This window comes from Haloferax sp. AB510 (assembly GCF_024136985.1).
Taxonomy (GTDB): Archaea; Halobacteriota; Halobacteria; order Halobacteriales; family Haloferacaceae; genus Haloferax.
In genome coordinates, this window is sequence record NZ_JAMYJY010000259.1 from 1 (window position 1) to 291 (window position 291).

Below are 291 nucleotides of genomic sequence, written 5' to 3' on the forward strand. Positions count from 1 at the left end.
ATTCGACGAGATGGAGCGCGTCGAAGGGCGTGAACCCGTGGTCTTCGACGTAGGTTGCGGCCGTGAGGACCGTATCAACGTCGCCCCGAACTTCTAACAGTGCGGCCACGTTCGTGATGACCCGTTCCGTGTCCCGCTCTTCTCGGTACGCGACCATGAGGAGTTCGATGAGCGTGAACTGCGACGTCCACAGTTCGTCCCGATGGTCTCGGTAGACCGTCTCTGCGGCATCGCCGAGCCAGTCTTCGCCCTTGATGAGTGCCAGCAGGAAATCCGTCTCCGCGTACATTC

The 291-nt window shown here is 60.5% G+C and carries 1 protein-coding gene; it reads right to left on the reverse strand.

Going from position 1 to position 291, the window contains the following annotated elements:
• Positions 1–289 (reverse strand): PIN domain-containing protein (locus NKF06_RS20905; protein ID WP_253246493.1); only part of this gene is annotated, 289 nt, incomplete at its 3' end.
• Positions 290–291: the final 2 nt, after the last annotated feature.